The organism is Undibacterium sp. GrIS 1.2, from assembly GCF_040544435.1.
In the GTDB taxonomy this organism is placed as follows: domain Bacteria; phylum Pseudomonadota; class Gammaproteobacteria; order Burkholderiales; family Burkholderiaceae_D; genus Undibacterium.
Map to the genome: position 1 here is coordinate 1 of NZ_JBEONP010000091.1, position 8,752 is coordinate 8,752.

General features: G+C 44.0%; 9 protein-coding genes. 6 read left to right on the forward strand and 3 right to left on the reverse strand.

Annotated elements, in window-relative coordinates; all coding sequences use genetic code 11:
* Window positions 1-261 precede the first annotated feature (261 nt).
* A complete protein-coding gene (locus tag AAKU61_RS21315; RefSeq protein ID WP_354335526.1) occupies window positions 262-690 on the forward strand; it encodes a DUF1841 family protein in 429 nt (142 codons plus the stop codon).
* Between the two features lie 68 nt (window positions 691-758).
* Here the strand turns inward: AAKU61_RS21315 and AAKU61_RS21320 are convergent, their stop codons facing one another.
* A complete protein-coding gene (locus tag AAKU61_RS21320; protein ID WP_354335528.1) occupies window positions 759-1,115 on the reverse strand; it encodes a c-type cytochrome in 357 nt (118 codons plus the stop codon).
* A gap of 26 nt (window positions 1,116-1,141) precedes the next feature.
* Window positions 1,142-1,474: a c-type cytochrome gene (locus AAKU61_RS21325; RefSeq protein WP_322118814.1), complete on the reverse strand. Its 333-nt coding sequence runs from the start codon at window positions 1,472-1,474 to the stop codon at window positions 1,142-1,144.
* Window positions 1,475-1,792: 318 nt separating this feature from the next.
* Here AAKU61_RS21325 and AAKU61_RS21330 point away from each other — a divergent pair, with 318 nt between their 5' ends.
* The 5 genes from AAKU61_RS21330 to AAKU61_RS21350 all read left to right on the forward strand — a co-directional run bounded on the left by AAKU61_RS21330 (window position 1,793) and on the right by AAKU61_RS21350 (window position 7,874).
* Complete coding sequence (locus AAKU61_RS21330; RefSeq protein ID WP_354335530.1) at window positions 1,793-2,647, forward strand: AAA family ATPase; 855 nt, start codon at window positions 1,793-1,795, stop codon at window positions 2,645-2,647.
* 193 nt (window positions 2,648-2,840) lie between these two features.
* Window positions 2,841-3,716: a hypothetical protein gene (locus AAKU61_RS21335; RefSeq protein ID WP_354335532.1), complete on the forward strand. Its 876-nt coding sequence runs from the start codon at window positions 2,841-2,843 to the stop codon at window positions 3,714-3,716.
* 241 nt (window positions 3,717-3,957) lie between these two features.
* Window positions 3,958-5,826: an oligoendopeptidase F gene (gene pepF / locus AAKU61_RS21340; protein WP_354335534.1), complete on the forward strand. Its 1,869-nt coding sequence runs from the start codon at window positions 3,958-3,960 to the stop codon at window positions 5,824-5,826.
* A 109-nt stretch (window positions 5,827-5,935) separates the two neighbouring features.
* Complete coding sequence (locus AAKU61_RS21345) at window positions 5,936-7,489, forward strand: GmrSD restriction endonuclease domain-containing protein (RefSeq protein ID WP_354335535.1); 1,554 nt, start codon at window positions 5,936-5,938, stop codon at window positions 7,487-7,489.
* A 172-nt stretch (window positions 7,490-7,661) separates the two neighbouring features.
* A complete protein-coding gene (locus AAKU61_RS21350; RefSeq protein ID WP_354335537.1) occupies window positions 7,662-7,874 on the forward strand; it encodes a hypothetical protein in 213 nt (70 codons plus the stop codon).
* Between the two features lie 425 nt (window positions 7,875-8,299).
* Here the strand turns inward: AAKU61_RS21350 and AAKU61_RS21355 are convergent, their stop codons facing one another.
* Entirely contained in the window at window positions 8,300-8,692 is a 393-nt protein-coding gene (locus AAKU61_RS21355) for an erythromycin esterase family protein (RefSeq protein WP_354335539.1), read from the reverse strand.
* Between the last annotated feature and the right edge of the window lie 60 nt (window positions 8,693-8,752).

The window sequence follows — 8,752 nt, forward strand, 5'->3', positions numbered from 1 at the left end:
TTCATCTTGCCAGAAATGGCCGCTCCTTTCTCATCTATTTTGCGCTTCTCGCAATAAAATTACTCTCCGGTGTTTCGTTTTGCAAGAACCTCAAGTAAGTTATAAATCTGGTTCTCAAGTTAGGCTTTGAATTGAGGTTTTGAGTTAAGGCTCTGAATTAAGGCTCGGAGTTAAGGCTCTAAATCATACTCTAAGCCAACCGACAATTCGACAAACTCAAATAATCGTACAATACGGACATTCCTGATTTTACTGCCAGCCATGTTCACCCCAAGCCAAGATGATGTACGCCGCTTTTTTTGTGAAACTTACCGCAAATCTCAAGCAAGAGAAATTTTAACCCCGCTCGAAAGTATTGCCGCCGACTGGATCAATCAGCATCCTGAATACCACAATGTCTTCAGCGACCTAGACTCTGCCTTGGCCGCCGATTACAGCGTCACGCAAGGACAAACGAATCCGTTTTTGCATTTATCCATGCACTTAACGATCAGCGAACAAATCTCAGTAGATCAACCTGCAGGCGTGCGGTTTGCGTTTCAGCGTCTGGCGCAAAAAACCAACTCCGAACACGACGCCCATCATCAGATCATGGAGTGTCTGGGCGAAATGATCTGGACCTCGCAACGCACAGGTATGCCGCCCGACGGTGCGGCGTATATCGACGCTTTAAATCAACGCGCACGCTGATCCTATCTCACATAAAAAAAGCCACGACGACCGTGGCTTTTTTTTCGCATCAAGCAAACAGACGATGCTTATTTCTTCATCACGAGGCTACCAGGCAAGCTACTCAGATATGCGGAGATATTTTCGATATCGGTATTAGACAAGGCTTTGGCTTGTCCGCCCATGATCGCATTGCCACGACCATTCGGTGCGTTCACGCCATGCTGATATGCCTTCAACGCATGTGCGATGTAATCCTGATGCTGACCGGCCAGTTTTGGATAAGTTGGATCGATTGGCGAGTTGTAATCTTTACCGTGGCATGCAAAACATGCTGCTTTCTCTGTAGCAGCTTTACCTGCAGCAATATCGCCACCGGCAAAAGCGCTAGCTGACATAGCTGAAATCGCAGACAACAACAAAACCGATAATGTGAATTTTTTCATGATGGCTCCTATTCTTATTTTTATACTTATTTTTGCATTGAGTAATAAGCCGCCAAATCAGCAATATCTTGATCAGACATGCTGCCAGCGATACCGCGCATCGTTGGATGCTTGCGGTCGCCTTTGCGATACGCTTGCAACGCACTTTCGATGTACTTGGCAGATTGACCACCAATCATCGGCACTTGGAAAACTTCAGGATAAGTTGCCTTATAACCAGCAATAGCGTGGCAACCAATACACATAGCGACTTTATTTTCAGCGGCCTTGGCATTGCCAACCACATCTGCCGCAGAAGCAGCCTGGGCAACACTCACCAGGGTGAGAATTGCGAACAACTGTGTGAACAATTTTTTCATATTATCGAGGAGTGAATGATCGAAAGGGCGGGTTAATCCAAAGCAGCATTTTAGCTGATTACCTTGCAATTTGCCTATGAATAGCGCGCTTGCCACACATAAACTTCCCATTTCTGAGCGTTTTTACGTAATAAAAACGACAGACGGCGAGTCAGGCAGCACCCCAACCGTATGCGGCAGCAGGAAAAATAGAACAGTCGTTCACAAGAAACGACGTTCTCGCTTATACTCGATTATCGCTGTTGCACAACAACAAGCTAACGATCAATCTGCTGAAACTAGACGACTTCTCCATAAACTACTCAATCCGACCAGACCATGACACAGCCCACCCGCTTTGATGGCGCACAAAATTATGTCGCGACCGATGATTTGAAACTGGCAGTCAACGCCGCCCTCACCCTGCAACGCCCATTGCTTATCAAAGGTGAGCCTGGCACCGGCAAAACCATGCTGGCAGAAGAAGTCGCCGCCGCACTCAACATGCCGCTGCTGCAATGGCACATCAAATCCACCACCAAAGCCCAGCAAGGTTTGTATGAATACGACGCCGTATCGCGCCTGCGGGATTCGCAATTAGGTGACGAGCGCGTTAAGGACATCCACAACTACATCGTCAAGGGCGTCTTGTGGCAAGCATTTACTGCCGATCAGCCAGTCGTATTGCTGATTGATGAAATCGACAAAGCCGATATTGAATTCCCTAACGATTTGCTGCGCGAATTAGACCGCATGGAATTCTATGTCTACGAAACCCGCGAAATGGTACGCGCCGTGCACCGTCCGCTAGTCATCATCACATCGAATAACGAAAAAGAATTACCCGATGCCTTCTTGCGTCGTTGCTTCTTCCATTACATCAAGTTCCCGGAAAAAGAGACGATGCAAAAAATCGTCGATGTCCACTTCCCTAAACTAAAAAGCGATCTGCTCGCCAGCGCGCTACAAACTTTTTATGAAGTCCGCGAAGTCAGCGGCCTGAAAAAGAAACCGTCCACATCAGAACTGATCGACTGGCTCAAACTGCTCTTGGCAGAAGACATCCCGGCAGAAGCGCTGCGCAGCAAAGACAGCAAGCTGGCAGTACCGCCGCTGCACGGTGCCTTGCTCAAGAACGAGCAAGATGTGCATTTATTCGAGCGTCTGGTATTTATGTCCCGGAACAATCGTTGAAGTCATCGCTGAAACTTCGTTGATCCGAATGATGCCAATTAGATGAATCACAAAGTGCCGCAGACGATGCGGCATTTTTTTTGCGGGAGTGATCCATCGAGTGTATCGTCAAATCAGTCTAAATTTAAAATCAAAATTTTGTATATGAGTTTTCAAATTATTGAAAATTCAATTTAAATAATTCTCAAAAAACATGAAAAAAGAAACAAAAAAAACTACAAAGAGAAGTAAGCAATACCTCTTTTCAACCAAATGGATTGCCCTTATGAGCATCGTTGCTATGACGGCAGCTTGCAATCGAGACAACGTAGATCCGCAACCAGCCAGCTCTTTAATCCCTAAAGAAATGTGGCCAGCGATTAATCCTTTAAATGATCGAGCCTGTGTAGAAATGGCATACAAAAAAATTAAGGAGATGAATCGTCCTTATCATTTTGCTGACCGTTCAAATGTAGAAGAACCGATTAAAGATATTTGGATTGGACAGAAATTATTTCAAATACCGACCCACTATATTGGCAGCATCAACTATGGCGCTGGTCGTTTAGCAGAAACACCAGGTATTACAGTCGGGATGCAAGCTTATATGCCAGATTTACGGTTCACTTACAAGGACGACCCGAACCCCGCCGACCAAGAAACGGCTGTCTATATCCGCTTGACTTGTAGAGCTGGCATCACGATGACGTCTGGTATAGAAAATAATCCTGAATGGGAGGCAAGTGAAAGGGATTGGAAGTCGAATAAATTTAAGAGGCCATTACCGGAATTAAATCTTCAGGGGAACAGTTTTGGCGAGAGTAGAAATAGTTATGCTATGTACTCCCCTCCAGATGAGAATCTAAAGCACCCAGACGGACGTCCCATCCGATTCAGATGCGACAGTGCATATCCTGCTGTTGCTGAATCAAAGCCATTGCCAGCAACTTGTTGGACAGGATTTTTATTCCAGGATCAAATTTTTCTTGAATATACATTTAGAGAAACGCAGTTGCCACAGTGGCGGCAAATCAATGATCAAGTAATCAAGGTAATTAAATCACTTCAAGTAGCAGAACCAAAGGATTAGCAGACTTAAATCAAATGTTGAATATAAAAATTCAATTTGATACTCAAACCTTAGATTCAGTGAGCCAAACAACAAGAAAATATATTTTCAAATAAACCATCTTTTTGCATCGGTTTTCAGACAGAATAATGCGGCAGACTTTGCGCGCATTTTCAGCGCATCCAGATCATCCTAATAACAGCAGCGCTGCCACAGCGCTTTCTATCCATTCATAACACAGATCATACCTAAAGCACCCATCATGAAAAAATCACTGCAACGCAGCATTCTCTCCCTCGCTATCGCCTTCACCCTGCCAGCCTTCGCCCATGCGGAGACCGAAGCGGATCGCTGGAATCTGAAAGACCTTTACGCCACCAGCGCCGATTGGGATAAAGATGCCGCCAAGCTTGATGCGCAGTTAAAAGAATTTGCGACGTGCAAGGGCCAGATCGGTGGCTCGGCAAAACGCTTTAAGACTTGCATGGACTTGTATCAGGATTTACAAAAACGTCTGGCGCGCCTCGCCAACTATGCCTCTTTTTTGCATGATCAAAATACCGGCGACAGTGCAGGCTTAGACATCAATCAACGTGCCGAAATTTTGATGAGCAAGGTCGACGATGCCAGCTCGTTTTTACGTCCAGAAGTTCTGCACATCGGTGCTAAAAAAATCCAGGGCTTTCTCAAACAAGATAGCTCACTCAGCATCTATGCCCACCCGATGGATGACATCCTGCGCACGGCAAGTCATACGCTGGACGATAAAGGAGAAAGCATCGTTGCCACGTTCGGCATGATCGCTAACACAGCGCAAGCAGCACACGGCACCTTATCCAACGCCGATACCCAATGGCCAAAAATCAGCGTCGACGGCAAAGAAGTCACGCTCGATCAATCCGCCTACACCAAATACCGCACCAGTAGCGACCGTGTCGTGCGCAAGCAAGTGTTTGATCAATATTGGGCAACCTGGAAATCATACGAACAAACCTACGGCGTCACTTTTTATGAAATGCTGAAAAAAGACGCCGTCTACGCCAAGGTCCGCAACTACCCGGACTCACTCGCACAAGCGCTAGATGCCAACAAATTGCCGCGCGGTGTGTATGACATGCTGATTGAGCAAACCCACGCCAATCTGCCAACGCTGCACCGCTACTTCAAACTGCGTAGCAAACTGATGGGCATCCCCGATCTGCATTACTACGACATCTATCCACCGATGATCGCCGAGCAAAATAAAGAAGCGCTCAAGTTCCCCATCGATAAAAGTGTAGAACTCATGCTCGCCGCCGTAAAACCGCTGGGTGACGATTATGTAAAAGCACTCACTAAAGCCACTACCGAGCGCTGGATGGACGTCTACCCACGAGCGAAAAAACGTTCTGGTGCCTACATGCAAGGCACGTCTTACGACGTCCACCCTTACCTGCTGCTGAATCACAATGATGATTTTGAATCCGCCTCCACCCTCGCGCACGAATGGGGTCATGGCATGCACTCGTATCTGGCGAATAAGACTCAACCTTTCATCACCTCCGACTACCCGATCTTCACCGCAGAAATCGCCTCCACCACCAATCAGGTTCTGCTGCAAGATCACATGCTTAAAATCGCCAAGACTGATGCAGAACGCCTAGCGTACTTAGGCTCAGAGCTGGAAGGTATCCGCGGCACATTCTTCCGCCAAGCCATGTTCGCCGACTTCGAGCGCACCGTGCATGCCAAGGTTGATCAAGGCGAATCCTTAACTGGCGAAGCCCTGACCAAAATCTATGGCGACATCCTCAAAACTTACCACGGCGATCAAGAGAACATCCTCAAAATCGATGACCAGTACGCCATCGAATGGGCAGCCATCCCGCATTTTTATAACCGCTTTTATGTCTTCCAATACGCCACCTCCATCGCCGCCGGCACCATGTTCGCCGACGAAATTCTCAAAGGCAAACCCGGCGCACGCGACAACTACCTCAACATCCTCAAAGCAGGCGGATCGCAATATCCTTACGAGTTAGTCAAAGCAGCAGGCGTCGACCTTGCCACGCCAACGCCCTACAAAGCGATTGTGGCGCGCATGAATAGCATCATGGATCAGATTGAGGCGATTGTTGCTAGGGGGAAGTAGGTCCAATAGTGTTTAGAACTGACATTAAATCAATAATGTTTTTTTTAATTAACTCTAAAAGCAATAATTAATGAACTTAAATATAAGAAATTAAACGTCGGGGTGAAAAATGGCAAAAAAAATTAATTTAGATGCTCTTATTCCAAGGGAAGATTTCGAAGTTAGAGACTCAGAGGCCTCTCCGACAAATAAATCTCAACTTTTGAAAGTAACGGATCTAGAGGAAGATTCGTTCTTTTTTGGATCCATAAGAAAACCAGATTTTCAACGAGAGACAAATGAATGGGATCAGGAAAGAGTCATTTCACTAATCCAAAGTTTTCTAGATACAGACCTGATTCCGGCAGTGATCCTCTGGAAAAACGAGGCAGGCTATACGTTTGTAATTGATGGAGCGCATCGATTAAGCGCGTTAGCAGCATGGGTTAATAACGACTATGGAGATGGTGGAATTACAAAATCCTTTTACGACTCAATAATTCCAGAAGAACAAATTGATACGGCAAATAAACTTCGAGAAAAAATTAATAAAATTATTGGTCCATATTCTGATTACAAACTTGCAATAAAAAATCCAGAAAAAGTCAAACCTGAAATTGTTGGAAAAGCTCGCTTGCTTGGAAGTCTAGCTATACAAATACAATGGGTAGATGGTGACGCAAAAAAAGCAGAAGCTTCATTCTTTAAAATAAATCAAAAAGCTGCTCCAATAGATAAAACTGAATTGATCTTATTGGAAACGAGAAATAAGGCGAATGGAATAGCGACTAGGGCGATTCTCCGAAGCGGCAAAGGGCATAAATATTGGTCGTCATTTTCCGAAAGAGGACAGCAAGAAGTTCAAAACTTAGCAGAGCAAATTAACGATATATTATTCAAGCCATCTCTCAAGACACCTTTAAAAACTCTAGATATACCAGTCGCGGGAAAAAGCTTCTCCTCTCAATCACAAATGCTTATTTTAGAATTCGTAAATACTGTAAATGAAATTACGAATAACAGTGAATTAGCGGATGACAACGACGGAGACGAGACAATAAAATTTTTAAAGAATTGTTTAAAAATAGCCCAATTAATAAATAGCAACCATCCGTCATCGCTTGGCTTACATCCAGCAGTCTATTTTTATGCGAGAAATGGCAGATATAAACCGGCATCGTTTAACGTGTTCCTGCAATTTGTAATCAAATTACATAAGACTAAAAAGCTGAACGACTTTATAAAAGCTAGAGAAAATTTTGAAGAAATTGTTTTGAATTTTGAGGACTTACCGAGGCAAATTATTAGAAAATATCGAACATCCATTAAAGGATCACCTCACGTTGTTAACTTTTATTTACAAATAATCACCCTGCTTAACCAAAATTTATCAACTAATGAGGCCATAGCAAAAATTTTTTCATCGACAGATTTCAATTATTTAACTGTCAAATCTGATGAAGTTGTTGACAATGAAGATGAGGATTTTAATTCAGATGGGAAATCAGAAGTTTTTATGAATGAAGCACTTAAAACTTCTATCAAGTGCAAAATCTGTAATGGCTATCTGCACCGAAACTCCATATCAATCGACCATAAAATCAGAAAACAGGATGGCGGATTTGCGGAAATAGAAAATGGGCAAGTCTCTCATCCATATTGCAACACTGGGTTTAAAAATTAGTTTGCATGATACGTCTGGAGCACCAGTTAATTTTCACATGGAATCTATCTTAATGTAGAAAAACTGGTGCGCATGCAGCACTCCAATCCTCCACTAAATTACCAAAATAACTTGTTGTAATTTAGCTCGCTTACCTTGTCTTCCATGTGCACATCACCATGTCTTGGACATGATGAAACAAAAATCACATTGGAAGAGGCCGCTGTTTTACCTCGTATTGCCAATATTGATCGTGATGGTTTTTCTTGGCTTCCCTCTGCCGGTTGCCCCACCGCCTGCGACCAAAGCGGGGCAAGAGCAATCTACTCCTGCGACGAACAAGAAAAAACGTACTCATTTTTGGATACGTCAACGTGACGACGGCGACGACAAGCAAGAATCCTGACGAGGAATATTTTTAATTTTCGCGTTATCTTTTGTAGTCATGCGCCATGCGCACCGCTTCATTTCCGTATCAAAATTAATTACGTCACGCGTGCATCAACGGTGCGCATGGCGCACCTTACCAGGTGTTTTTTCGCTCTAGCTTATTCATATACTCTCACTAGGTATATTTTAATCGTCCAATTAATCTCTGGACAATTAAGTATATTTTTAATTTTTTATGGGGAGTATATGTGTTTTCTGTATATTCGTTATCAATCGTGTGGAGATCAGTCGGTTATCTGACGGCGCATTCTGGTGGCGGAAAATAATTCATTACATCAGATTAGCGATTGGCCGTATTAAATTGAAATTTGAAAAATATACGGCCAATTATTTTTAAATCATCGGTTCAATCGTTTTTCCTATTTGTCTGATCCTCTTCGCCTATTTCATATAGAACGAAGGCGTTACGCTATCAATATAAATGACGGCATCGTAGGCTTTGTTGGGAATAATTTTTTCTGGATTGCCACCCCAAAATCTAGCGTTGATGGGAGCAGACATCCAGCTATGCGCGGCATCTGCTTTGGCTTGTGAGAAGTCAACAAAATTCATTTTAAAAGCACCATTTTCCAGTATGCTTTCTAAACTGTCTGCGGGTGGTGATGGGATTTCTGAATAGGTTTCTTGGGCATAGCTGCCTAGTACGCCTCGGCCCATATACAGTCCTATGGTGTACATCTCTTTTCGGCGTTTTTCTGCCATCCAGACGCCCATGGTTTTAGGGCTTTCTTTACTTACCCAATCGTAAGCGCTCCATAAACCCCAGACTATCAAGTCAAATCTAAATCCTTCAAGCTCACGATTTCAATAATGAGATGGAGTGGAAATGGAAAA